This is a genomic window from Mesorhizobium sp. WSM4906 (assembly GCF_029674625.1).
Taxonomy (GTDB): Bacteria; Pseudomonadota; Alphaproteobacteria; order Rhizobiales; family Rhizobiaceae; genus Mesorhizobium.
The window spans coordinates 6,196,624-6,220,837 of record NZ_CP121355.1 but is presented as its reverse complement, the minus strand read 5'-3'; the positions used below and the strand labels follow the sequence as shown (position 1 = coordinate 6,220,837).

General features: G+C 61.6%; 19 protein-coding genes. 12 read left to right on the top strand and 7 right to left on the bottom strand.

Annotated elements, in window-relative coordinates:
* Nucleotides 1-12 precede the first annotated feature (12 nt).
* Both QAZ22_RS30130 and QAZ22_RS30125 read right to left on the bottom strand, forming a co-directional pair.
* Nucleotides 13-1,533, bottom strand: a complete 1,521-nt coding sequence (locus QAZ22_RS30130; RefSeq protein WP_278204551.1) for a phosphomannomutase/phosphoglucomutase — start codon at nt 1,531-1,533, stop codon at nt 13-15.
* A 194-nt stretch (nt 1,534-1,727) separates the two neighbouring features.
* Nucleotides 1,728-2,006, bottom strand: coding sequence for a hypothetical protein (locus QAZ22_RS30125; RefSeq protein ID WP_278204550.1), 279 nt, complete (start codon nt 2,004-2,006; stop codon nt 1,728-1,730).
* A gap of 241 nt (nt 2,007-2,247) precedes the next feature.
* Here QAZ22_RS30125 and QAZ22_RS30120 point away from each other — a divergent pair, with 241 nt between their 5' ends.
* Both QAZ22_RS30120 and QAZ22_RS30115 read left to right on the top strand, forming a co-directional pair.
* Nucleotides 2,248-4,074, top strand: coding sequence for a GNVR domain-containing protein (locus tag QAZ22_RS30120; protein ID WP_278204548.1), 1,827 nt, complete (start codon nt 2,248-2,250; stop codon nt 4,072-4,074).
* Nucleotides 4,075-4,247: 173 nt separating this feature from the next.
* A complete protein-coding gene (locus QAZ22_RS30115) occupies nt 4,248-5,048 on the top strand; it encodes a sugar transferase (protein WP_278204547.1) in 801 nt (266 codons plus the stop codon).
* A gap of 16 nt (nt 5,049-5,064) precedes the next feature.
* Here QAZ22_RS30115 and QAZ22_RS30110 read toward each other — a convergent pair whose 3' ends face one another.
* The 3 genes from QAZ22_RS30110 to QAZ22_RS30100 form a co-directional block, all read right to left on the bottom strand.
* Nucleotides 5,065-5,295 (bottom strand): hypothetical protein, encoded by a 231-nt coding sequence (locus QAZ22_RS30110; protein WP_278204546.1) that lies wholly within the window; start codon nt 5,293-5,295, stop codon nt 5,065-5,067.
* Between the two features lie 399 nt (nt 5,296-5,694).
* The gene (locus QAZ22_RS30105; protein WP_278204545.1) at nt 5,695-7,017 is read right to left on the bottom strand and encodes a polysaccharide biosynthesis/export family protein; all 1,323 of its coding nucleotides are present in this window, start codon (nt 7,015-7,017) and stop codon (nt 5,695-5,697) included.
* A gap of 2 nt (nt 7,018-7,019) precedes the next feature.
* A complete protein-coding gene (locus QAZ22_RS30100) occupies nt 7,020-7,892 on the bottom strand; it encodes a glycosyltransferase (protein WP_278204544.1) in 873 nt (290 codons plus the stop codon).
* A gap of 294 nt (nt 7,893-8,186) precedes the next feature.
* Between QAZ22_RS30100 and QAZ22_RS30095 the strand changes: the two genes are divergently transcribed.
* Complete coding sequence (locus QAZ22_RS30095) at nt 8,187-9,371, top strand: glycosyltransferase (RefSeq protein ID WP_278207987.1); 1,185 nt, start codon at nt 8,187-8,189, stop codon at nt 9,369-9,371.
* On the opposite strand, the gene QAZ22_RS30090 is transcribed toward QAZ22_RS30095, so the two are convergent.
* Entirely contained in the window at nt 9,364-10,494 is a 1,131-nt protein-coding gene (locus QAZ22_RS30090; protein WP_278204543.1) for a glycosyltransferase family 1 protein, read from the bottom strand. The genes QAZ22_RS30095 and QAZ22_RS30090 overlap by 8 nt on opposite strands.
* Nucleotides 10,495-10,685: 191 nt before the next feature.
* On the opposite strand from QAZ22_RS30090, the gene QAZ22_RS30085 reads away from it, so the two are divergent.
* The 5 genes from QAZ22_RS30085 to QAZ22_RS30065 all read left to right on the top strand — a co-directional run bounded on the left by QAZ22_RS30085 (nt 10,686) and on the right by QAZ22_RS30065 (nt 16,834).
* On the top strand, nt 10,686-11,960 hold the full coding sequence (locus QAZ22_RS30085; protein WP_278204541.1) for a glycosyltransferase family 1 protein: 1,275 nt from the start codon (nt 10,686-10,688) through the stop codon (nt 11,958-11,960).
* Nucleotides 11,961-12,022: 62 nt separating this feature from the next.
* Nucleotides 12,023-13,165, top strand: coding sequence for a glycosyltransferase (locus QAZ22_RS30080; protein ID WP_278204540.1), 1,143 nt, complete (start codon nt 12,023-12,025; stop codon nt 13,163-13,165).
* 248 nt (nt 13,166-13,413) lie between these two features.
* Nucleotides 13,414-14,736, top strand: coding sequence for a polysaccharide pyruvyl transferase family protein (locus QAZ22_RS30075; protein WP_278204539.1), 1,323 nt, complete (start codon nt 13,414-13,416; stop codon nt 14,734-14,736).
* Between the two features lie 119 nt (nt 14,737-14,855).
* Nucleotides 14,856-15,833 (top strand): glycosyltransferase family 2 protein, encoded by a 978-nt coding sequence (locus QAZ22_RS30070; RefSeq protein WP_278204538.1) that lies wholly within the window; start codon nt 14,856-14,858, stop codon nt 15,831-15,833.
* Between the two features lie 71 nt (nt 15,834-15,904).
* Nucleotides 15,905-16,834 carry a glycosyltransferase gene (locus QAZ22_RS30065; protein WP_278204537.1) on the top strand — a complete coding sequence of 310 codons (930 nt, stop codon included), beginning with the start codon at nt 15,905-15,907 and terminating at the stop codon, nt 16,832-16,834.
* Nucleotides 16,835-16,938: 104 nt separating this feature from the next.
* Here QAZ22_RS30065 and QAZ22_RS30060 read toward each other — a convergent pair whose 3' ends face one another.
* On the bottom strand, nt 16,939-18,396 hold the full coding sequence (locus QAZ22_RS30060; RefSeq protein WP_278204536.1) for an oligosaccharide flippase family protein: 1,458 nt from the start codon (nt 18,394-18,396) through the stop codon (nt 16,939-16,941).
* A 356-nt stretch (nt 18,397-18,752) separates the two neighbouring features.
* Here QAZ22_RS30060 and QAZ22_RS30055 point away from each other — a divergent pair, with 356 nt between their 5' ends.
* From QAZ22_RS30055 to QAZ22_RS30040, 4 genes are all read left to right on the top strand, one after another.
* A complete protein-coding gene (locus tag QAZ22_RS30055; protein WP_278204535.1) occupies nt 18,753-20,186 on the top strand; it encodes a DUF4214 domain-containing protein in 1,434 nt (477 codons plus the stop codon).
* Between the two features lie 32 nt (nt 20,187-20,218).
* Nucleotides 20,219-21,571, top strand: a complete 1,353-nt coding sequence (locus QAZ22_RS30050; protein ID WP_278204534.1) for a DUF4038 domain-containing protein — start codon at nt 20,219-20,221, stop codon at nt 21,569-21,571.
* Nucleotides 21,572-21,821: 250 nt separating this feature from the next.
* On the top strand, nt 21,822-22,883 hold the full coding sequence (locus QAZ22_RS30045) for an NAD(P)-dependent oxidoreductase (RefSeq protein WP_278204532.1): 1,062 nt from the start codon (nt 21,822-21,824) through the stop codon (nt 22,881-22,883).
* 5 nt (nt 22,884-22,888) lie between these two features.
* Entirely contained in the window at nt 22,889-24,211 is a 1,323-nt protein-coding gene (locus QAZ22_RS30040) for a DUF4910 domain-containing protein (RefSeq protein WP_278204531.1), read from the top strand.
* Nucleotides 24,212-24,214: the final 3 nt, after the last annotated feature.

Here is a 24,214-nt window from a genome sequence, read left to right as displayed (position 1 = left end):
AGCCTATTCCTCTCAGAACGTCTGGTTGTAAGCTCCGACTTCCGGATTGCGGCGCAGAACCGCATCGAGAGCCTGGAACATCTCGCGACGTCGCTCCGGCGAGACGGGGCTTTCCACCACCACGACGATTTCCGGCTTGTTCGATGAGGCCCTGACCAGACCCCACGTGCCGTCCTGGGCGACTACACGCACTCCGTTCACGGTGACCAGATCGGCCAGCGGCTGGCCGGCGAACTCGATCCCGTCGCCCTTCATTTTCGTGAATGCCTTCACGACCTTCTCGACCACGCCGTATTTCTCCTCGTCGGGGCAATGGGGCGACATCGTCGGGGTGCCGAAGGTCAGCGGCAGATCGCGATAGAGGTCCGCCAATGTCCTGGCCGGGCTGCGGTCGAGCATCTCGCAGACGGCGATTGCCGTCACGAGCCCGTCGTCGTAGCCGCGCCCGATCGGCGGGTTGAAGAAGAAATGCCCCGACTTTTCGAAGCCGGCGATAGCGTTGAGCTCGGCAACGCGCCGCTTGATGTAGGAATGCCCGGTCTTCCAGTAATCCGTGGTCGCCCCGTTTTGGGCGAGGATGGGATCCGTCGCGAACAACCCCGTCGACTTCACGTCCGCGACGAATACGGACTTCGGGTGCAGGCTGGAAATGTCCCGCGCCAGCATGACGCCGACCTTGTCGGCAAAAATCTCGTGGCCCTCGTTGTCGACCACGCCGCAGCGATCCCCGTCGCCATCGAAGCCGAGCCCGACATCGGCGCCCGTCTCCAGAACCTTGTCCCGGATCGCATGCAGCATCTTCATGTCTTCGGGATTGGGGTTGTAGCGCGGAAAGGTGTGGTCGAGCTCGATGTCCAGCGGGATTACCTCGCAGCCGATGCGTTCCAGCGCCTGCGGCGCAAAAGCGCCGGCGGTGCCATTGCCGCAGGCGGCCACCAGCTTCAGCTTCCTGCCGATTGTCTTTCCCGCGGTCAGGTCCTCGATGTATCGCTCGCGAAATCCGGCGACGAATTCGCAGCTTCCTCCGCCCACGAGATCGAAGTCGCCGTCCAGCACGAGCGCTTTCAAGGCCAACATCTCCTCGGGGCCGAAAGTCAGCGGCCTTTGCGCTCCCATCTTCACGCCGGTCCAGCCGTTTTCGTTGTGCGAGGCCGTCACCATCGCCACCGACGGAGCGTCGAGCGCGAACTGGGCGAAGTAGGCCATGGGAGAAAGCGCCAGGCCGACGTCCTTGACGCGCGCGCCGGCCGCCATCAGGCCGCTGACCAGCGCCATCTTGATGGCCGTGGAATAGCTGCGGAAGTCGTGGCCGGTGATGATCTCCGGGCGCACGCCCATTCGGCGTATCAAAGTGCCGAGCCCCATGCCGAGCGCCTGCACGCCCAGCAGGTTGAGTTCGGGCTCCTTGTCGGAACCTGGGTGCCCGAACCACCAACGCGCGTCATATTCTCGAAAGCCAGTGGCCTTGATGAGAGCACTGGTTTCGAAGGCGAATGTGTTCGGCCTGGCCTGGCCGACAATGTTCAGGCTCACGGCTTCTGCTCCGCAATTTTGCGGGCCAGTCCTAGCACGCGGTCGGGCGCGAGCCGCTTCATGAATTCGGATAGCTCCGCTCGCCGGTCCGCACCCCCTCATCCGTTAGGAGCATGCCGGCCAACGGCCGAAAGGATATCTCGTCCAGCCCTCGGGGATTCCTATCCTGACGGGTGCGCGTCCTGTCGCGGATCTCACGAAGAGTGGCCTGCAAAATGCCGCTGATCGCGTTGCACGAGACCATCGACCAAAGGCGTTTCGGGCGCCTGGCTCGCCTTCTCGAAGGGATTCGAGCGGAAATCGAGTGCGAGTCCGCGCAACTCCGCCAGTCCGGAGACAGGATGGAGCAATGCGCCGCGTTCTCCTTGGAGGCGATGGAGAACGGCGAGGACGCCAAACGCCTGTCCGCGAAGGTCGATGCCCTGACCAGGGATCTGGCGATAAATCGTGGGCGACAGGTGCTGCTGGAACATCAGGTCTCAATTGTGGAGAGCGCCAGAGCGGGGCTGTCGCGCCTTCTCTCTTCCCATAGGGCGTAAGCCCATACGCCAATTGGCGGCGTTTACCTTCCGGAAGCTGGAGGTAGTCTTTTTGCGGCAGTCTGGGATCTCGGGGCCTCAGCCTTCAATGAAAATACCAGTCGGAAACCATGGATCGCCTGCTTCCGAACCGCGCATGCGCGCAATTGCGGCATGCGCGTGCAGGAGGGATTGAATGGACCGTGTGTTCCCCCATAGATGGCCGGCGGCAGCGGATCAGCTGGCATCCGGCGGTCAGGAGTTCATCGGTCTTTCCGACATAACCGGATTTTTCAAGCGCTATATCGCAACGATCATCGCGGCATTGGCCGCGGCATTCCTGGTCGCCGCGTTCTACAATTCGACCACTGACTCGGTCTACACCGCCAGCACACAGATCCTGATCGAGCCAAGGCTGCCGCAGCATCTCCAGGACGGCGGCGAAGTAACCCTGTCCCTGGACACCGCCCAGATTGAAAGCCAGATCGCGGTGATGCAGTCGGAAAAGATCGCGGCAATGGTTCTCGGTCAGCTGAAACTCGCCGACGATCCCAAGTTTAACCAACCACAGGCACCGTCGCTGCGGGACAGATTCAAAAAGATAGGAACGATCGTCATTCAAGCTTTCGGACTGAAAGATAGCGCACTCTTCAGCAAGGTTCGCAAGCATGTCGGGCTGGACGTTGCTGAAACGCCTGCGACGCTCTCCGAATATGAACGGGGCCGGCGCGCGATGTCGATCTTTCGCGACGGCCTCGATGTCCGCAGGGTTGGTGTTTCCTATGCGATAGACATATCCTTCACCGCTCTTGATCCCGAGGCCGCGGCCAGTATCGCCAACGCGACGGCCGACGCCTTCGTGCGGGAGCAGATCGACACCAAGGCGGAAGCTGCAAAAGAAGGTGGCGCGTGGCTGGAGACACGCCTTGAGCAGCTTCGCACCCAGATGAACAAGGCCATGGCGAAGGCGCAGGAGTTCCGTTCACGGCACGACTACAGCGTCAGCGGCGAGGGGGGAGACGGGACGAATTCTGAGCCAACGCTTGAAGAGCTCGAAACGACCGCCGAAACCTACCAGAAGATGTACGAGAGCTTTCTGCAGGCCTACACCAATTCGGTGAGCCAGCAATCATATCCTGTTGCCGATGCGAGGGTGATCACGGTCGCCACGGCGCCGCTCTCTCCCAGCGCTCCCCGGCCGAAGCTCATCCTGGCTTTCGCCGCTGTTGCCGGGCTCATCCTCGGGATCGGCCTGTCGTTTGTACGGCATACGTTCGACTGGACCATAAAGTCGCCGCGACTTATTCGCGACAACCTGGGCATCGAATGCGTCGGGGAGCTGCCGCACATTGGCAAGGGAAGGGAGACCGGTCGCGTCGACGAAGTGCTGAGACGTCCGCACTCCCGCTACAGCCACAGCCTCCGGAAGGCGCGAACCGAAATCAGCCTTTCGGAAACCGATCATCCGATAAAATTCCTTGGATTGACCGCTGCATCCGACGACAGCGCGAAGAGTTCGGTCATCAGCAACCTTGCCACGCTTTATTCGATGTCCGGCCTGAAGACGCTGGTCATCGATGCCGACGTCCGGCAGCCGACCTTGACGATGCGGCTGCTCGGCCCGTTGCGCGGGCTCGACAGGCCGTGCCATGATCTGGTCCGGCTCAACATCATAAGCACTCCGGGGCGACCGTTCGATTTGCTCCCCAGTTCGGTGGTCAAGACCAAGAACTTGTTGGTGCCGGACAACATGGAGGCCTTTCTCTCGGATCTGGCAGCCTGCGACCTTGCGGCCTACGCCTACGATATCGTGATCCTGGACCTGCCGACGCTTGCCTCGGGGCCTGACATGCTGAAGGTCGGGTCGATCCTGGACGGTGTCGTCATGGTCGCCGAGTGGGGCAAGACACACCTCGAAACGCTGCGCGGTCTCACCAGAACGCTGCAGACAAGCCGGACTCCCATCCTCGGCGTGCTCCTGACGAGAGTCAGGGCGATGACGTCCGCGAACCGCAAAGCATGAGAGCGGGTCGCTCGATATTTCCTCCTGTTGAGGCGGCAAAGCATGCAGTGGGATCATTCCTTGGGATTAGAGGGTATAGCCCCGGAGCACCCCGCTACCTCCTTTGCCTTCCTTGCTCGGCGGCACTGGTCTTGGAAGAGTGACGAGAGCAAGTTCGAACTGGCGACCGCCCTATGACAACAAACGCCTTCGAGAAGCAGTCTCGCCAGAGACCTCTGATCTGGGTTGAGCCATTTCTTCCCGTGGAGACCGATAGCCGGCCGGCGGTCGTGCATGTCGTTTCCGCGCCCGATCCCAACAATGCCGGGGCAGTTTGGACCGACCTGTCGCCTTCGCTCAGGGCTGGAACGACGAACCCGCCCCTGGGAGGTCTGTTGAAGCGGATCATGGATCTGGTCATAGCCACCTCGGCACTCATCGTTGCCGCGCCCGTGATGATCGTCGTCGTCCTGCTGATAAAGGTGACCGCGGGAGGTCCGGCGGTGTTCTCGCACAGCCGCGTGGGCTTCGGCGGGAAGCCGTTCAAGTGCTACAAGTTCCGTTCGATGGTCACGAATTCGGAAGAAGTGCTCAAGGCATATCTCGAAGCCAATCCCGATGCCGGCATCGAGTGGGAGGAGACGCACAAGATCAGGGACGATCCCCGCGTGACGCCGCTCGGCTGGATGCTCCGCAAATCGAGCCTCGACGAACTGCCCCAGCTCTTCAACATCATCCGCGGCGATATGAGCTGCGTGGGTCCGAGGCCCATCGTCAACGACGAACTCAAGCGCTACGGCGATCATGTCGGGGAGTACCTTCGCACCAGGCCCGGGCTTACTGGCCTCTGGCAGGTCAGCGGCAGAAGCAGCGTGGACTACCCTAGCCGCGTGGCGCTTGACAGCCAGTATGTCCGGAACTGGTCGATCTGGCTCGATCTTGCGATATTGGTCAGAACCATTTTCGCGGTGATGCGTTTCGACAGGGCGTCCTGAAACCGCCGCCGGGCAATCAGCCCTCGTTCCGCTTCCAGTGCACGGACAGAGACAGCCCGACGATGTAGGCGCAGGCCAATGCGAACGCCAGAATGAGGAATTTGGCAACCGTCACATAGCCGGGCAAACCAAGGCCATTCCAGGCAAAGCTCCCAATTATCAGAAGCGCGGTCGCAGCGATCAAGGCAGGAGCCTTGAATCGCAGTCCGATCAGAATGCCTGACGCAAATACGGCGACTACACTCATCAGCACCGACGTCTCCAATTGTGGTACCCCCAGGTACCGATCGACCGCAGTTGGGAGGAATCAACATGCAATTGGTGCAGAAGCGATCGAAGCACAGATATGCGGCCTAAAAATACATGGCAAGCGCCGAGGCCGGATGATCCCCTGGCATCGGGTACTTGTCTGCACCTTTTTTGGTGGTGTCGGGCTGAGGCGGCTCATTCCGAGGCTGTGGCACCCTTGGCTTTGCGACGGAGACGACCGCGAGCTCAAGGTGCGCAGCGGCTCTGGGAAAACGACATGCGTTGATACAAAAGCGCGTCGCGTGAATCCGTTTCAGCGCGACGCGCTTCAGGGACGGTCGATCAAGCGGCCAAGGGACAGCGGCCTGCCGTTCTCGCCGACATCGTTTCCTGGGTGTCAGTTGGTGCCTTGTATCGGCAGCGTCTCCGCCTGCATGCCACCGGCTGCCGCGGGCAGGGCTGCCACGCCCGACTCCGGTCGGGGAATTTCGATCTTGACGGTATCGCCGGGCTCGACCAGCGTCGTTTCGTCAGCCGAGCGTTCTTCGGACCCGCTGGCCGTCGTCCTGACGATCTTGAAGATGGGCTTGGTCTTTTCGGAGCGGTCCCTCAGGGCGAGCAGAGCAGGCGCGGTGACCTCGGTTTCGTGCAGCAGCTGGACCGCGGTGTCGGCTTTGCTGGTAATTTCATTGAGTTGCTGCTGCGTCTCGCGCAGGGCCGCTGCGATCTCGTTTGCGTTTTGATTGCCGAGGTTGAGGATCTCGATGTCGGTCTTGCTTATATCCTGGCGCACCCGCAGGATCGAGGTCTCGGCCACCAGTTTGTCGCTCTGCATCTGGGCAAGCGTACCCTCCAGCGATAGTTCGCGCGGTGCAACCGCCAGCCCTTTCTGTACCAGAGTCGAGACGCCGGCGAGTTCCTTCTGGATGAGTTCGATCTGCTTGTCGCGGAAGGTCATCTGCTGCCCGAGCGAATCCAGTTCCTTTTCCAGAAATTCTTTCAGTTCGTTCAGCGAGCGGAGTTGCGTGGTCATCGCATCTTTGCGGACGGCGAAGATTTTGCGCTCCTGCTCCATCGCTATCGCGACCGTCGGGTTCGAAGCCCTCACTTTCAGCTCCGGCGGGAAAGAGATGTCGTCACTGCCAGCCTGTTCGGACTCCAGCCGTGCCTTGCGTGCGAGCAGGCTTACGCTGGACTGCGCCAGCAATTCCACGTCGCCTTGGCCCGTGATAACTTCACGCTCGAGCCTCGGGAGATCTTCGTCGCGTGTCCGCAAGCCGCCGGCGATACCCATCGCCTGCAATACCGTGAGGCCGGGTCTGTAGGGAAACTCGCCGGGCTGCGCGACGTTGCCGACGATGTAGAACGGCCTGTACTGAGCGATCTCGACGGCGACATCCGGCGGCCGGCCAAGGCCCATCTGCTGCGTCAGACGGCTGCCGATCGCGCGGGCAAGGTCGCCAGGGGCTGTTCCCTGTGCGCGTATCTGGCCGACGAACGGCAGAAAGAGCGTGCCGTCGGCGCCGACGGTAAAGTCGTCGTTGAGCGCGGTCCATTCGAAGAACACGTCGCGCGATGCGCGCCATTCGTAGACCTTGAGCCTGACTTTGTCTTGCGGCCCGAGGAGATACTCGTCGGCCATCGTCGGCAGGGTCCAGGCGGTCATTGTCGCCAATGAAGCCGCTGCCGTCACCACCCATTTGCGCATGGTCTTGCCCACCGTCAGATCTTCAGGATGTATTCGGGTTCGATGCGCCCCATCGCGACATGCAGGATAGCCAGCATGTTGCCTCTCAGCCTGCCCCTGCGGTCGACATAGGGCTCGGGCCGCAGGCTCTTTGCGAGATTGGCCGCTATGTTCCTGAACATCAGGGGAAGCGCGAACGAGGCGGGAACTGAGCCCTTCCTGATCAGGTAGATCGGATTGGCGACCTGGGAGTAGCCGAACCGTTCCCCGCTCACCCTCCCTGTCTTGATGCCGAGATGCACGCCTTTGATCGAAGTCACGCAAACCACTCGGCCCCTGGATCTCATCTGACTGGTGAAGTCGATGTCTTCCTGCCAGCCGTAGAGGACGAGGCGCTCATCGAAGCGCAAGTCGCCGACAAGCGAGGAACGTAGGGACATGTTGCAGCCGTATGCGCCGACATGGTCGACGACGGATGGTTCATCGGCTCCTTCGCCGTTGGCCTCTCGCAGGGCGGCTTCGGCATCTTGCCAGGTGAGGCCCGCATTGCTGGCACCGTCCCGCACGACATTGCCCATCACCACCGCCCAGTTGTCATGTTCTTCGAAGGCCTTCTCGACCTGCTCCAGGTAGTTGGCCGACGGAACGAAATCGTCGTCGAAGAAGGTGATGACGTCGAAGCGCGCCAAGGACGTGGCAAGGGCGGAGTTGCGCTGGGCAGCCAGCCCCTTCGGTCCGAAAACGGGCGACACGGGGAACGGATAGCTTGCCGGCAGCTCGACATGGGTAGAGTCGGGTGCCGACAATATGACCTCGTCGGGAAGCCTCGTCTGGCCGCCCAGATAGACGAGCAGGCGCGCCAGCTGTTCCTTGCGGCCGAGGGTCGGGATGATCACTGCCAGTCTCATGCTCGATCCATACGTCGGTTTCCAGGAAGCTAGACCGGCCAGGGGAGCGAAACAGCATGCATAAAAGGAGACGGACCGGACTTGCCCTACCCCTGGGCACAGGCTTTCGGAGTATTTCCGCCGTGGAGCCACAGCCGTAAGTACTAGGCACGCATGCGCCTGAAGCAGCCGGTACCCGATCGGACAACTTGCCGGGAGCGTGACGTGGAACCGAGATTGCCGGGTCTACTGGTGCCAGGGGGACCCATGCTCCATGAACGCTCTTCCGATTTGGCGGTCGCGGCCAGGCTCGACATGCCCATCGAGGATCTGCCGGCCGCGCCGGAGCTTCAGGTCGATAGATACGCGAAGATAGCGGTCGTTCACGACTGGTGTCCGAATTTCCGCGGCGGCGAACGGGTCCTGGCGCAGATCTGCAAGCAGTTTCCCAATGCGGAGGTCTTCACGCTTTTCGATTTTCTGCCGGCCGAGGTTAAGGAGCAATATTTCCGCGACGTGGAATTCCACACCTCCGCGGCCAACCGCATCCCGATGGTGCAGAAATTCTATCGGTCCCTTTTCTTCTTCTGCCCCTTCCTGATCGAGCAGTTCGACGTGACGGGCTACGATGCGGTGATCTCATCCTCGGCCGCATTCTCGCGTGGCGTGATCACCAGGCCGGACCAACCGCATCTGTGCTATGTGCACAGCCCCGTCCGCTATGCCTGGGACGAGCAGTTTTCCTATCTCCAGCAAGGGCGGCTCGGCTTCGGTCCGAAGGGGTTTCTCTATCGCTACATGCTTCATCGTCTGAGGACATGGGACACGAGGACCGCGCACGGTCCCGACCTGATGCTGGCGAACTCGAACTATGTCCGCTCCCGTATCCAGCACATATACGGCCGCGACGCGCGTGTCGTCTTCCCGCCCGTTGCGCTCGGAGAACTGCCATGCGTGGACGACAAGGACGACTATTACGTCTCCGCATCCTTTCTCGCCCCGTACAAGCGCACGGACCTCGTCATCCGCGCCTTCAACGAGATGCCGTCGCGGCGGCTGGTCATCGTCGGCGAGGGGCAGCAGTCGGCCGGCCTGCGGGCACTTGCCGGCCCCAACATCACCTTCTCGGGTTACCTGCCCCGGCAGGACTACGTGGACACCGTGGCGCGGGCGAAGGCCATGGTCTTCGCCGGCTGCGAGGATTTTGGCATAGCGCTGGCCGAGGCGCAGGCCTGCGGGACGCCGCTGATCGCCTTCGGCCGCGGCGGGGCGGTCGACATCGTGCGGCGCCTTGGTTCATCGCCCGAGCCGACGGGAGTGCTATTCAAGGCGCAGACCGTCGATCATCTCAAGGAAGCAGTCGAACGGTTCGAGCAGAACAGCCATGCGATCGCGCCCCGGACCTGCTCCAGGAATGCGGGACGCTTTTCCGAAGAGAACTTCGACCGCGCCATCCTGGAATCGCTGGGAGCCGTACAGGCGCTTCACGAGATCACGTGAACTCGCGAACCCTGACGATCCTCGTTTCCGTATCGACGCCATCGGCGGCCGCCATCGCTTCGAGATAGCGCAGGGCGGTCGCCCTCCAGCCGTACTCCAGGGCTCTTTCTTTTCCCCTCGCCACCATCCGCAACTGCAGCGCCTCGGAACTGCGCAGCCGCATGAAATGCGCGAACCAGGCCTCCGGGTCGTCGGGAGGCGCAAACAGCGCCGCGTCGCCGCAGACTTCGGGCAGGCTGGCCCGGTCGGAAGAAACCACCGGGCAGCCGATCGCCATCGCCTCGAGGGCAGGCAGGCCGAAACCTTCCGTGAGCGAAGGGAAGGCTAGGCAGAGCGAGTCCTCGAGCAGCGCCACCAGCTCGCTGTCGGAGATGCGACCGAGCCAATGAACGTTTTGCGCTTCGGTCCTGGTCGATTCCGAGCGAAAAACGCGCGAATCCGACATGCCGACAATCGCGATCCTGAGCCCGTTTTCGGCAAGGCGGCCGGCCATGTTCAGGATGAGCTCCACATTCTTGTGCGGTGCGGCGCTGCCGATCAGGACGATGGTTTCCGGCGAGGCCGCCCGTCGTGTCGCCGGCGAGTGTTCAGGCGTCCACCGCAAGGCATGCTCATGGCCGTTCGGCGCCACGAAAGCTCGCCGCGCGGGGATGACGCCGCGGCGGGCCAGCTCGCCCAGCGAGTAGTTGGAAACGGTCGAAATGCCCCATGCGGTCCTGCCAAGACACGGCAGCAGCATCCTGTAGAAGCTCCTGAAGGCAAGCGAGTAGCTTTGTGGAGCATTCCAGACATTTGCGTCATGTATGCAGACGATCTGCTTCCGGCAAAAGAGCGGTCCCGTGTTGCAAAGGCTGAGCAGTCCGCCGCCACCGAGGGATGAGGGAAGCTGCGTCTGCTCCCAGGCATGGCCGCGCCCGCTGCCGATCTCGCGGCGTTCGATGAAAGCGAGGGGGATTTGCTCCGATCCGGACGGGCAGTGCAGTGCAACGTCCAGCCCGCGGGCCAAAGGCACCTTTTCCGCGATCAACGCGTCGAGCCAGCGGACGACCTCGCGCGCATAGCGTTGGACGCCGGTTGTCGGCTGGGAAAGGAAGCGCCCGTTGATTGTCCAGCGCCGTGTCATGGCAACCTCTTTGTACCCTTAGTGTGGGCGGGCGGCGACGCAGGGTCACCATGGCCATCGGGTCATGCGGTTCGCCGGCAATCATTCGGATGGGCGAGATCGGACGGCCTTCCTACCTCAAACGTCTGAGGACCTCCGCGCCGCCGGGGATGCTAGTCTGGCCATGAGTTCCGAAAGGACCGGGGAAGGGCATGGGCAAGCTCGATTTCGATACGACAGACGCGCCACCCCGACAGCGCAATGGACATCGCCCCGACACGCCGCTGGTGAAATCGCTGGCCGAGAATGCACAGAATTCGATCGGGCATTCCGCGTGGTCCTTGGAAAAACCGGAAACGCCGAGACGGCGCTGGACCATAAACGGAGACTTCACGACACTTCGGCCGAACGGCGTGGCCCGCTACGCCCGCGAGGTCACGATGGCGCTCGATGCCCTTATTTCGGAGCGGCATCCGCTAGGGCGCGACCTGGATATCGATCTCGTCGTGCCGCGCCCGCTGTCGGAACCTCTCCATCTCGACGCCATCGCCGTCCGAGTGGTTCCCGAGTTCAACCGGCCGCGACTTCCCCAGTTCTGGGTGCAGGCGCAGTTGCCCTGGCACGTGCCAGGCGGGTTGCTAAGCTTCTGCAATCTCGCCCCCGTCGTGCTGAAGCACCAGATCGCCTGCATCCACGACATGCACACCAGGCTGATGCCGTCGAGCTATGGACGGGGCTTCCGCTGGGCGCACCGCCTCATTCTGCCGGCGCTCGGCAGGCGGGCGGCCCGCATCACCACCGTCTCGCAACTCTCGCGCAGCCATCTGGTGGGGTTCGGCATCGCTTCGGACGAAAACATCGTCATCACCTACAACGGCAGCGATCACGCCCGGAGATGGGATGCCGCGAGATCGTCGCTGACCGTCGACCGTGGCAGACCCTATGTGCTCTGCCTTGGCAGACGAGATCAGGAATACAAGAACATGGGACTTCTCGCCCGGCTGGCCCCGCTCCTCGATGAGATGGGTCTGGATCTGTGGATGCCGGGCGATGTCGACGAAGCCACGCTCTTGCGATACGTCCCGAACTTGCCCGGCAACATCGTCTTCCTTGGTCGCATAGGCGATGACGACTTCAAGAAGGCGCTCGAGGGCGCGCTCTGCTTCCTGTTTCCGTCACGCATCGAGGGTTTCGGGCTGCCCGCCGTCGAAGCGATGGCCTCGGGCTGTCCCGTCATTGCATCGATCTCGCCCTGCCTCCCGGAAATCTGCGGGGATTCGGCCCTCTACGCCGATCCCGACGACGTCCATTCCTGGGCCGAGAAGGTTCGCTTGCTCATGCTCACTCCGACCTTGCGCGAGTGGCTGGTGACCAAGGGCAACGCCAAGGCGAGCAGCTATTCCTGGCGCTGGATCGCGTGGAAATATCTGGAACTGATGGTCCAGGTCGATGCCGATTTCGGGGAGTTTACAGTTGACCGAACGTGAGCTTACGGCGGGAAAACTTTCCCAGCCGCGCGAACGGCCGGGCTGAATCGCAGGAGCGCATGATGAATGTGTGGACCGACCCAGAAAGACTGCACGCTACGAGCGGCCAGGTGTCCTCCGGCACGGTCCTTCTCGACAACTCGCTGTCGATCCTGAACAGGACCGGCGCCTACCACATCGCCAAGGACCTGACCCGAGAATTTGTCCCGAACCAAGCCGGGGTCCGCTACTGGCGGCTGGGTTCCTTCGCCCCCGAGGGCCTTGTCCGCAAGATAATCGCCCGGCTGATGATGCTGGAAATCAACTGGCTCCAGGATAGCGAGCATCTCCTGATCCGTGACGAGGTCGAAAAGCGCGGTTTCCGGCTGTTCCTGGATCCGCTCTATGTTCTCAGGTCTCGCCTGACGAAGGACGATATCGTCCTGTGCCACGATGTCGGTCCGCTGACCCATGGCGAGCTCTACGACGAACGGACCAGCGCCAACTACGAGCTCGCCTACGAGAAAATCCGGCGCGCCAAGCCGGGAGTTGTCTTCGTCAGCAATTTCTCGGCGAAGCAATTCAAGTCCCTCTTCGGATCCGATTTCCGCTTCCTGAAAACAATCCCGCTCTATCTGCGCACCGAACTGTTTGACGGCCCGGCGGAAGCAGTCCCCGGCATCACCAGTCGATATTTTCTCACCGTCGGCGCATTCGAAACCCGCAAGAACCAGATCTCCGCCCTGAGGGCGTATCGTGACGGCGGATTCAACCGTCAGGGTATCGGATACGTGTTGTGCGGATCGCGCGGCGATGGTCACGCTGAGATCTCGGAATTTGCGGAGACCATAGCTGGGGTGAAGCTCATGGGCTACGTGCCCGACGCGCAGCTGCGGTGGCTCTACGCAAATGCGGAGGCATTCGTGCTGCCGAGCCTGCTTGAAGGTTTCGGCATGCCGGCGCTGGAGGCGGCCTATATGGGGCTGTTGCCGATAGTGTCCGCCGACAGCGCCCTCGTCGAGGCTGTGGGCGGCAAGTGCCTGAAGGTGCGGCCCGATGATCCCGCCGCGATCGCTGGCGCGATGTGGAAGGCATTTTCGCGAAGCCCTGCGGAGAAAGCGCAAACGAGCCGCTCGCTGCTCGACACGGCGTCGGCCGCGACGAAGGATCGGTTCCTGCAGCAGTGGAGGGATTTGCTGACCGAGCAGGCAGCCGGGTCCAGCTGAAAAATCGCAGTTGGATGTAGCCGTATCCCTTACCTGTGTTGGGAGCACAAAATCCGCAGCGGTCAGTCTAGTTGGGCCAGCCTCGCAGGCCGCCGCGATGCGGGCTTCGCCGCCGCACGGCAAACCCGCCTGAAAGCATGAGTAAGCCAAAAAGGGGTATCGGTCAGCCCATAGGTTGAAGCGAAGAAACGGACGGGTGGCTCTATACTGCAGTCAATCGGCATTCATTCGAGAGCGACGGTTTCCTGATGCAGTCCCAAAACGCGCAAAGTGAAACCGTGCTCGATCCCCAACTCCAGCCGCATCGATGGGTCAATGGCTACGACCACACGCATGCGACGCGAGGCGCCAGGCGGCATCGGATCGGTCTGCTGGGGCAGTTTGGTGTCGGCAACTTCGGCAATGACGGCTCGCTCGAGGCCATGATCGACACGCTTCGTCGGATCTGTCCCGGCGCCGAACTTGTCGTGATCTGCACCCTGCCGGAAGCCGTCGAGCAAGCCTTCGGCGTGGAGACCATCAGGTTGACCCGGCCGGCGATCAAGTCGCGCTGGCTCGACCTGGCGAACCGCATGTTCGGCCGCGTGCCCTACAAGCTCGCGGGACCCGTCCGGGCCTTTCTCAAGCTCCGCGGATTCGATGCCGTCGTGCTGCCAGGAACCGGTGCGTTCGACGACTTTGGCGATACTCCGTTCGGAATGCCCTATGTTTTCCTCAAATGGTTTCTGATGGCGCGGCTGAGGGGCTGTGCGGTCGCATTCGCCAGCATCGGCGCCGGACCTGCCTACCACCCCCTCAGCCGGTTGTTCTTCGCCTGGGTTGCCCGTTGCGCCTCATACCGTTCCTATCGTGATGAGATTTCACGCGACTTCATCCGCACCCTCGGGGTCGACGTCGTCAATGACCGGGTCTATCCCGATCTGGCCTTCGGCCTCCCGGCCCCAACTGTCCAACGGAAGTTCTCGGAAACCACCGTCGTTGGCGTCGGCGTGATGAACTATCGCGGCCGCACCGCAGGCGGAAACAACGCAATCTATGACGCATACATTTCCAAGCTCGCGGAGTTTGTCGCGCGCACGGTGACGAAAGGCTTCGCCGTTCGACTTATCCTGGGCCAGGACAATGACGAGGTTGCGGTAATCGATGTACTCGAACGCCTTCGCGGCCGGCTCTCAGGCGTCGACCTGGCGCGCGTCTTTTACGATCGCTCCGCATCGCTCCACGACGTGATGGCGCAAATGAAGACGACGGACGTCGTCGTCGCCACCAGGTTCCACAACGTCGTTTGCTCGCTGAGGGTGGGGCTTCCGGTCATATCTCTCGGTTATCTCGAAAAGCACGACGCGCTTGCCGCCGACACCGGCCTATCGGCCTTTTGCACCAGTGTCGAAAGCTTCAGCGTTGAATGGCTCGAGGACCGGCTCGAGACACTGCTGGCAGAGCGAGAGGTCAGGGCGAAGCAGGTTCGCGATACGGTTTCGCGATACCGGCAAGAGCTCATGGATCAGGAAGCTGCGCTGCGAAACGATGTCTTCGCCGGCGCGATGTCTCGTCCGCTGCTGTCGACGTAGCATTGGAGCAGGATGGCATGGGCGATGCAAGGATCGGCGCAAGTGACACAGAAAGATTGGTTCCCGTCCCGAGCGCACGGATGAACGGCTATCTCAGAGATTTTGGCGAAGGTTGATCGATGCCCCTAATCGACGTTGTGATCCCGAACTACTGCTACGGCCGGTACCTGCCTGAGACTGTCCAGAGCATCGTGCGGCAGCAGGTGGACGACATCAGGATCCTGATCGTCGACAACGCGTCGACCGACAACAGTGTCGCTGTCGCCAACGAACTGGCCAGCCAGGACAAACGGATAACTGTTGTCGCGCGCGAAAAGAATCTCGGCCTGCATGCATCCTGCAACGAGGGCGTGGATTGGGCCGTCTCGAAGTATTTTGTAATACTTTGCGCCGACGATCTGCTTGTCGAGGGTTGTTTCAACCGTGCCCTGTCGGTTCTTGAACGGGAGCCGGACGTCTCGTTTGCCTGCGGCGGCGAGTTGGTTTGGCACGAGGAGAATCCCTTCCCCGTCGTGGACAATTCGAGCGTTCACGACTGGCGGTTTCTGTCGATGGAAGCTTTTGCCTTGGAGCGGTCGCTGCCGAGCAAGGTCCTGTTCGGAGGCGGCGCAGCTGTGATGAGGACTTCCGATCTGAAACGGGTCGGGCATTTCAGGTCGGAAATCTCGTACAGCGAGGACCTGGAGATGTTCCTGCGGCTGTCGCTGGGCCGCAGGGCGGCGCTTACGACGGCGATCCACGGCATACGGCGGGTGCACGGCGCGAATCTCTCCGCCATATTCTGGCAGGACTTCAAGCGCGACATGATCGAGAAGAAAATCACTTTCGATAGTTTCTTCTCGCATGAAGCCGCCTTCGTGCCCGGCGTGGAACGGTTGCGCAAGGGCGTGTACCGAAACCTCGGAAAGCGGGCATATTGGGCTGGGCTTTCACACATAGCGCGCGGCGAACGGGCGGCCGGCCTCGATCTGCTTAGATTTGCGGCTCAGCTTTCGCCCAGCCTTGTCTATATCCCGCCGGTTGACTACCTGGCTCATCTCCCCAACCCCCTGACCCATATTCGCACGCGCCTGGCGGAGGCTTGGAGCCGGCATTGACAGACGACGCGACCGGCTCCGGCAGGAGGACCTAGCTTCGGATCGGATGCCGTCCACACAGAGGATAACGCATGACCGAAAAGCGCATCGGTGTCGTTTACCTGACCGACGGCAAGCGTGACGACTTGACTTATACCAGCGCGGTGGCCTTGGGCTTGAATCATGCGCGGGCAATAGACATCCACATCGTCCAGTCGGGCTTCAGCGCAACGCCCCCGCCGGCGGCGTTGAGGGTCCTTCAGGCGAGGGGCCATCGGCTGGCAACTCATGCCCTGTCGCCGTCCGACCGGGCCCGCTCCGGACATGGCCACATAACATCGACCGCTTATGAGAAAGCTGCGGCGATTGCCGCCGTTTCGGGCGACCACGACATCGTATGCTATCTCGACAATGACACGTTGGCCATGCGGCCTCTCGACCTGGCAGATGCCGCGCCGAAGACTGAACCGGTCGCAGCCGTGCCGGATCTTTCCGTATGCACGGGTCTCGACAATCCCGCATTCTTCCGGAATTGCGACAAACATGGCCTCGAGCGGCGTTACTTCAACTCCGGCTTCATGGCCATCAATGTACCCCGCTGGATCGGGTCGGACATTGCCGAAAGGTTCTACTCCGCCGCCGAAATGCACGCGCAGTTCTGCCCCTACTGGGACGGCTCGTGCACTCACGTCGACCAATGCGCGTTCAACATCGCCGCCGGCGGAAGATGGGAGACGCTTCCCGTCGAGTTCAACGTGCAGAAGTCGGCGTTCCAGACAAGCTATTGGAATCGGGCATTGATCCGCCACTATACGGGGCCGGAGAAATTTCTGCCGGCGAGGGCGCATCGCATCGACGGCAAGGAACGAGCCGCACTCGGCCGGGTGTCCCGTAACTGCGCGGAACTCGGTCTGGATATTCCTCCGGCATATGCGCTGCTGTTCTACTGGGCCAACCGATTGCGCAGGAGAGCTTACCGCGCGAGAATCTCGCAGATGATTGGCCGCGTTCTCGAGGTTTGAGGCCCTGCGGCAGAACCTCAATCACGTCCGGAAATCGCTTCAAAACAAAAGGATAGAGCGGTTCTGCATTTCCGTGAAACGGTGAACCCTCCGGGATCCGCAGATCAGCCGGCCGAGGCCCTTGCCCGCCGGAGCGCCGGGAAAATCTTGACGACCTCGTCGAGCAGAGGATGCCTGGTGATGATCAGGCCGGCCGACCATCCTCCGAACGCCGTTAGCCCCGCAGCGACGGCTTCGGCGTTGGAAAGGTCGAAGCCGGAGCTGGAAATCCCGATGGCGGCGAGAGGCGGTGCTGCGCTCGCAAAAGCAACCAAAGCACTTTTCCATAGCGCCGCGGCGATGTCCCTCGATCTGAGGCCCAGCCTGCGTTGGACAAAACTCAGGGCGACGTAGGCTTGAAAGGGAACTGTGAGCAGCATGCACCAAGCGGCTGCCTGCAGCCCACCGCCGACAATGGCCACGGAGAGGAGGATGCCGGAAATAGGGAAGACGATCAGCGCTCGAATGAACAGATCGCGGATTGCCCCGACGGCAACCATCACCGGATAGTTCAGCTCGAAGCTGAAGGAGAAAAGCAAGGCGACCGCAACGATCTGCACGAGTGGCGCCACCTCGGTCCACTGGTGGCCGAGCGCGATGTTCACAATCGGGTGCGCCAGTACCGCCAGCACCAGGAGCGCGGGCCAATGGAGTGCTGTGACAAAGGAAAGCGCCGCGAGATACGGGCGTTTCAGATCCCTGCCTTGCCTGGCTTCGGCCGAGAAAGCGGGTAGTACGACCGCCATCGCGCCTCCGATGACCAGCTTGTCGGGTATCTGGCCGATCCAGAGGGTTCTGCTGAACAGGCCTGCCGCATTCGGCGACACGACGCGGCCAAGCATGAGCAGAGGCAGCGCATCGAAGATCCGGAAAAGTATGGCTATGACGCCATTGTATCCGCCGAATGAGATCATCCCGCGCCAATTGGTCAGCGACGGTTTGAACATCCAGACATGGGGACACAGGGCGAAGGCGAGCCCTGCGCCGAGCCCGCTGCCGATCAAGTAGCCCCAGGCGAAGCTCATGTAGCTGAAGTCGGCCAATGCCAGCGCCATGGTCGCCGCGGAATTTGCCACCGCCGCGACTATGTCGATGGCCGCCACCTTGCCGAAGGACATCTCCCTCCGCAGGAGGGCGATGATGAGGTTGGAAGTGGCGTCGAGGAAAAGGCAAGCAACAATAACCCTGAAGAAGGGAACGAGGTTGGGCTCGCTGTAGAACCGGGCCAGGAAGGGGGAGGCAACAAGAAGGACAGCGGCGGTTACTCCGGTGAGGATGAACGTCACCGTGAAGGCGCTGCGGACATCGTCGCGGTGAAGTTCCCTGTGCTGGATGAGGAAACTCGCGCTGGAAAATTCGCGTATCGAGAGGGCGACCGTCAGGATCGCCATGCCAATCACCGACACACCGATCTCCTTCGGCGTCAAGATCCGGGAGATCAAGGCGGCGGTGACGAAATTCGTCACGAGCAGCACGTATCGTTCACCCACGCTCATGAAGAGTGCGCGCTTTACCGAGAGCATTCCTGTCCTTTCCGGCCAAGGCGACCGCCTGCGTTCCTAAGGATAGTCAGCCAAACCGGGTGGAAGGTCATGACGTCCAATGGGTTAGGCAATGCACTCGCCCAAAGGGGTAGTGGAAACCGAGGTTCCTCGCCGCTTCAGTGGCGGCGGAAGGCCTCGGGCGGCCGGGCGGCGCCAATACTTGCCGAAGAGGTCGGCGGCTCGCCAGGCTGTTGCCAAGACGGCGCGAGCCCCGATTGGATAGCCTCCGAAAGGGGTACGTAAGCGTTGCGTTCACCCGTATGGGCAAATTGCTTCCCAGCATTGCTGTCCCAACTATCGAGGCTGGATCTGTATTCGGGCAGGAGGCTCTTGTCATGTCGTTGCGTCTTGCAGCCATCGTAACCTGTCTGTTGGCGACCGCCATGCCTGCTTCGGCGGATGTACTTTGGGGCGTCAACGGCCACCCGATAACCGCCTATCCGGGCATTCCGATCGAGAGGCAGCTCGACTTCCTCAAGGATCTCGGCCTGAAATCATACAGGGTCAACGTCACCGGCGAAGACAACGAGGACATGCTTGCGGAACTAGTCGCGGTCGGAAAGGCGAAAGGGATCGAGATCCTGCCTGTGCTGACACCCGGTGGCATGGATCTGGACAAGGACACTCCGCAAGAGCTCTACGAAAAGAGCCGAAACGTGGCGGTCGCTCTCGGAACCAGGTTCAAGGCCGACATCCGCGTTTGGGAACTCGGTAACGAGATGGAGAACTATGCCATCATCAAGGCCTGCGAGAAGCGGGACGACGGCAGCCAGTATCCCTGTGGATGGGGACCCGGAGGGGGAACCGGAGCGCTTGATTACTACGGTCCGCGGTGGGTGAAGGTAAGCGCTGTCCTCAAAGGTTTGTCCGAAGGCATGAGCCAGGTCGATCCCGGCATCAGAAAGGCGATCGGCACAGCCGGATGGGGCCACACCGGGGCATTCGCGCGGATGAAGCAGGACGGGATCGCCTGGGACATCTCGGTCTGGCACATGTATGGCGAGGATCCTGAGTGGGCCTTTCGCGAGATCTCCGCCTACGGCAAGCCCATCTGGGTCACCGAATTCAACAATCCTTATGGAAGCCAGCGCGGCGAGAGGCAGCAGGCCGACGGCATCAAGCAGACGATGACGAGGCTTGGCGAGCTTAGCGATAAGTACAAGGTCGAAGTCGCCCATATCTATGAACTATTCGATGAGACCTACTGGGCGCCGAGCTTCGAAGCAAATATGGGATTGGTCAGACTTACGCCGGCGTCCGAGGGCAAATGGAAGACCGGCGAGCCGAAGCCTGCTTACAAGACGGTGCGCGACATTACGCGCGGGGTTCAGCCTTCGCCGAAGGCGGTTCGGGAATGCGACCCCGAGACCGTTGCGGCGGACAAATCCACATATGTCAGGCAGGCGAGCTTCGCGTACTGCCTGGTGATGGGACATGAGGTCGCCGCCGACGGCGCGGAAAAGTGGTCGCAAGCGCTTGAAAGCGGAGACAGGACGGTCGCCGGAATGATCATGGAGCTGATGCGCTCGGAAGAGTTTCAGACCAAATATGCCACAATAGGTCTCACGGACCGCGCCTATGTCGGCTTCGTCTACATGCTGCTTCTGAACCGTCCCGCCGACGACTACGGCATGGAAACCTACACCCGGCAGTTGCGCGCGGGGACCATGACACGCGACGACTTGGTCTTCGGCATCGCCCAATCATCGGAGTTCAACTCAAGGCATGTCGTTACCCGCGGCGCTCCTGCCGTGTCGACTCCGGGTTGATCACAAGGGCTGGGAGAGAGAGTATCAGTCAAGTGCGCTTCGTATCTATTTTAGCCGGCGCCCTGCTGCTGGCTATGGGGACGGGAAGCCCGGCCTGCGAGAGGAATGGTGGCACACAGTTTCCGCTGCATGTCGAGCCCGGCAAGAACTACCCGGTCGACAAGGCAGGCCAACCCTTCTTCATGCAGGGCGATTCGCCATGGTCGCTCATCGCAGACCTCGAGGATGACGAAGCTTTTCTCTATCTCGAGGACCGCAAGGCGCGCGGGTTCAATACCTTGCTGGTGAACCTTCTCGAGCACCGGTTTTCTCAAAACCCGCCTGCCAATGCGTATGGCGCGAGACCGTTTGCGGACAATGATGTGTTCGGCGTTCCAAACGAGGCGTATTTTGCTCATGCCGATCGTATCCTGCAAAAGGCCTGCGATCTCGGCTTCCTGGTCCTGCTGGTGCCGTCATATGTCGGATATGGCGGAGGCCCAGACGGTTGGTACCAGGAAATGGTGGCCGCAGGACCAGACCGGCTAGCCGCTTACGGTCATTTCGTCGGACGCCGCTACCGACATTTCGACAACATCGTTTGGGTTAGCGGCGGTGACTGGAATGTGCCCGACAAGGAACTGGTCCGGGCTCTCGCGCTCGGTATCATGGCCGAGGATCCTGATGCGCTCAGCACCCTTCACGGTGGTTCCGATACGGCGCCGCTCGACATCTGGGGACATGAGCCCTGGCTGAAGCTGAACACGGTCTTTGCCTATGATCCCGTCTACACGGCCGCGATCAGAGAGTACGACATCGGCAGAGGCATGCCGTTCTTCCTCATAGAGAGCGCATACGAATTCGAACATGGCGCCACCGAATACCGGGTCCGCATACAAGCCTACCAGGCGATCCTGTCCGGCGCCTTTGGCCATGTCTACGGCAACAACCCCATATGGCACTTCAGAGGGCCCGGTCTGGAAAAGCCGACCATGGATTGGAAGGAGGCGCTGAACAGCCCTGGCGCGAAAAGCATGGAGCAGCTTATCGGCTTCATCTCCTCGATTAAGTGGTGGCTGCTCGAGCCTGACAGCAAGAACAATCTGCTCGTCGACGGCATGGGTGCAGGGATGAGCAGGGCGGTGGCCGCGACCGCCAAAGACGGTTCCTACGCCGTTGCCTACTTGCCGGACAATAAGGGGCTCGCCGTGGACCTTTCACGATTTTCGGCGATTTCCGTGGATGCCCGTTGGCGCGATCCTACAAATGGAAAAGTGTCGCCTGTCCGAGGTTCCCCGTTCAAGGCGGAGCGAGCGGTTTTCAATCCGCCCGGACTTAACAGCCACGGAAACCCGGACTGGATTCTGGAACTCTTGCCGAGCGCCCCTGTCGCGCAAAGCCAATGACGGACGTGGCAGCCGGAGCGTTGCCGAGAACCGGACCCAAACCACCTGGGCAGAAGCGCGCAACCAAACCGCCTCAATCTTGCTCCGATACGCATCCTCCTAAAGGTTTACGCGCGCGCCGCCCGAAAGACCTAGCCGGTGGCGAGGCTTCATCCAACGGGGCATCCCGATCTCCCATTGGCGTTCTCCCCCGCTTCTTCGCGCCCAAGTAGCCTTTTCGCGACTGTGGGCGCTCGAGAAAAGGTGTGCGATGAAAGTTATGGTAACCGGCCATCAAGGCTATATCGGCTCGGTGATGGTGCCGATGCTGCTGCGCGCAGGGCATTCGGTCTGCGGCTACGACAGCGACCTCTACCGCCGCTGCACCTTTGCCTCGGGAGGCGAGCAGGTTGCCGTTCCGTCCATCCTGAAGGACGTCAGGGACGTGAATGCGCGCGACCTCGAGGGGTTCGATGCCGTCATTCATCTGGCCGCTCTTTCCAACGACCCGCTGTCCGATCTCGATCCGAATATCACCTACGAGATCAACCACAAAGGCACGGTCCGCTTTGCCAAGGCTGCAAAGCAGGCAGGCGTGTCGCGCTTCCTGCTCGCCTCTTCGTGCAGCAACTACGGACAGGCAGGCGACGGGATCGTCGACGAGACGGCGGAGCTGAACCCGGTTACCGCCTATGGCTGGTCCAAGGTGCTTTCGGAGCGCGATATCTCGGAGCTGGCCGACAGCAACTTTTCTCCCATCTACTTCCGGCCCGCCACCGCTTACGGCCTGTCGCCGCGCCTGCGCTTTGACATCGTGCTGAACAATCTCGTCGCCTGGTCCGTCACGAAAGGAGTGATCCTGCTCAAGTCCGACGGAACGCCCTGGCGGCCGATCGTCCATATCGAGGACATTTCGAGGGCCTTCATCGCAGGACTGGAAGCCCCGCGCGAGAGCATCCACAACGAGGCCTTCAACGTGGGGCGCACGGAGCACAACTACAGGATCCGCGACATCGCCGAGATCGTCGCCGGCGTGGTGCCGGGATGCCGGCTCGAATTCGCATCCGATGCCGGCCCAGACAAGCGGTCCTACCGTGTCAGCTTCGACAAGATCGCGCGCACGCTTCCTGCCTTCAGGCCGCAATGGGATGCGCGCAAGGGCGCCGAGCAGTTGTACCAAGCCTACCGCAAGTCGAACGTCACACTCGAGGAATTCGAGGGGCCGCGCTTCCAGCGCATAGGCCACATCAAGTATCTTCGGGCCAACGGACTTTTGGACGAGCGGATGCGGATGGCTGAACCCTCGCGAAAGCTGGAGGCAGCGGCGGGCTGACCGCAATGGAACGCATAAACCCCGAGGAACTTGGCCCGTTGCTGTCTTCCGGCCTCGGCCAGCAAATCCATGCGCTGGCCGAACGTCTCTTTCCGATTTGCAGGAGCATCACCGGCGACGGCGTGCGGCGGACGCTGGATATCCTGTCGGAGCACGTCGACCTTGCACGGCATGAGGTGCCCACCGGCACCCAGCTGTTCGACTGGACCGTTCCGAGGGAATGGAACATCCGCTCGGCAAGCGTCATCGGCCCTGACGGACAAAAGGTCGTGGATTTTGCGGACTCCAACCTGCACGTCGTCAGCTACTCCATCCCCTTCAAGGGGACCCTGACGCTCGACGAGTTGAGACCGTACATCCACACATTGCCTGAGCAGCCGCAACTGATCCCCTACCGCACCGCCTACTACACTCCGGCATGGGGGTTCTGCATGGCCCATGATCGTCTGGCCGAAATGCCCGACGGTCTCTATCGGGTGGAGATCGATGCCGAGCTCAAGGACGGCAGCCTCACCTACGGCGAATATCTGCACCGCGGCGAGACGGAGCGGGAATTCCTGCTGTCGGCACACATATGCCATCCGTCGCTGGCCAACGACAATTGCTCGGGCCTGGCCCTGCTGGCGACCCTTGCGCGAAGCCTCAAGGCAAGAAAGACACGATACAGCTACCGCTTCCTCTTCGCTCCCGGCACGATCGGCGCGCTCGCATGGCTGTCCCGCAACGAGGAGCGGGTAGGCCTGATCGACCACGGCCTGGTGATGTCCTGCGTGGGCGACGCCGCGGCGCCGGCCTACAAGCGCAGCCGTCGCGGCGATGCCTTCATCGACCGCGCGATGGCGCATGTGCTTGGCGCTCGGGCCGGGGCGAAGCTGATCGACTTTTCCCCTTACGGCTATGACGAGAGGCAGTATTGTTCGCCGGGTTTCAATCTTCCCGTCGGCATGTTCCAGCGCAGCGTCCACGGCACCTTCCCCGAATATCACACCTCGGCCGACAATCTCGACTTCATAGCGCCGCAGCATCTGGAGGATTCCTTCCGCATCCTCATGGACGTGATCGACATCGTCGAAGGGGACTGGACGCCCTTGAACCTCTTCCCCAAGGGCGAGCCGCAACTCGGCAGGCGCGGCCTCTACAGCGCCCTGGGAGGGCAGAAGTCATCCGGCATAAGCTCGATGGCCCTGCTTTGGGTACTCAATCTCGCCGACGGGCAGCATTCGCTTCTCGCGATGGCGGAGCGCTCGGGTCTGCCGTTCAGGGAATTGGCTGCCGCAGCGAGATTGCTTTCGGATCACGGTCTCCTGGCCGAAGCGGGCAAATGGTGAGCC